Annotated in this window: 1 protein-coding gene; it reads left to right on the forward strand. The window is 61.4% G+C overall.

Annotation, left to right across the window (positions count from 1 at the left end; all coding sequences use genetic code 11):
• Positions 1-84 precede the first annotated feature (84 nt).
• Positions 85-1,437, forward strand: a complete 1,353-nt coding sequence (locus CT676_RS43600) for a transposase (protein WP_135217350.1) — start codon at positions 85-87, stop codon at positions 1,435-1,437.
• The last annotated feature ends 81 nt before the right edge of the window (positions 1,438-1,518 follow it).

Raw genomic sequence — 1,518 nt, forward strand, 5'->3', positions numbered from 1 at the left:
TTGGCCGATTTCGTTGAAAAAGTCGGCTGTTGCGGCGCAGAGATATCAGTGATTCAGTCTGTCTAATTGGCAGGACTGAAGGTCATGATGGGGCATCGGCAAGTCGAACAGGCTGCGTTGTTCTATGAGTTCTCGCTTGAGAAGCATATTCCCACCGACCACCTGCTGAGGTCGGTCGACAGGTTCGTCGATCTGGAAGAGATCAGGCGGGACCTGGCGCCGTTCTACAGTAGCATCGGCCGGCCTTCGATCGATCCCGAACTGATGATCCGGATGCTCCTGATCGGTTACTGCTTCGGCATTCGATCGGAACGGCGCCTGTGCGATGAGGTTCATCTCAATTTAGCCTACCGGTGGTTCTGCCGGCTCGGCCTTGATGGGACGGTGCCGGATCACTCGACGTTCTCCAAGAACAGGCATGGCCGATTCCGGGAGAGTGATCTGTTCCGTCGTGTGTTCGAGAGCGTCTTGCGCCGCTGCATCCGGGAGCGGCTGGTCGGTGGAGATGGATTTGCTGTCGATGCGAGCCTGATCAAGGCGGATGCCAACCGGCAGAAGGGGATCGAAGGCGACAAGGGACTTCCCCCAGAAGTCTTCGGCCGGGCGATCGATGAGTATCTGGCCGTCCTCGACAATGCCGCCTTCGGAGCAGCGACCGAGGTCACGCCGAAGTTCGTGTCGCCCTCCGATCCGGCGGCACGCTGGACAGGGGCGCACGGCGGCCAAGCCTTCTTCGCCTACTCGACAAATTACCTGGTCGACCTCGAGAACGCGATCATCGTCGATGTCGAGGCGACCACGGCCATCCGGCAGGCAGAGGTGCTGGCGGCCAAGCGCATGATTGAGCGCTCGCTGGAACGGTTCGATCTCTATCCGAGCCGGCTTCTCGGCGACAGCGGCTATGGCTCGGCCGAGATGCTCGGCTGGTTGGTCTACGAGCGTGGGATTGAGCCGCACGTTACAGTGTTCGACAAGTCGGCCCGCACGGATGGGACCTTCTCGCGCCACGACTTCACCTATGACCATGCAGGCGACGTCTACCGCTGTCCCGACGGCAAGGTCCTCACCACGACCGGAGCGCTGGTGAACGATGGCGCCACGATGCTTTACGTCGCCAGCAAGCGCGATTGCGATCGGTGCGCCCTCAAATCCCGGTGCTGCCCCAAACAGGCGTCGCGGAAAGTACCGCGCTCGATCTACGAGGGCGCTCGCGACATGGCGCGCCAGATCGCAAGCTCGTGGGAGGGCCGCACTTCGCGTCGGCTCCGCAAGAAGATCGAGATGCTGTTCGCGCACCTCAAGCGCATTCTCAAGCTCGACCGTTTGCGGTTACGAGGCCCAAACGGCGCGCGCGACGAGTTCACCCTCGCAGCCACCGCCCAGAACCTTCGCAAGATGGCCAAGCTGATCCCGATGCAAACCCTCAAGCCCGCGTAAAGGCCGGCAAAGCTGTTCGGCACATTGGCGCCCGCGCCAATACAGCCGATTACTGCCACCCTTTTTCAACGGAATCGGCCC

Origin of the sequence: Bradyrhizobium sp. MOS001 (genome assembly GCF_004634465.1) — a bacterium.
GTDB lineage: Bacteria > Pseudomonadota > Alphaproteobacteria > Rhizobiales > Xanthobacteraceae > Bradyrhizobium > Bradyrhizobium barranii.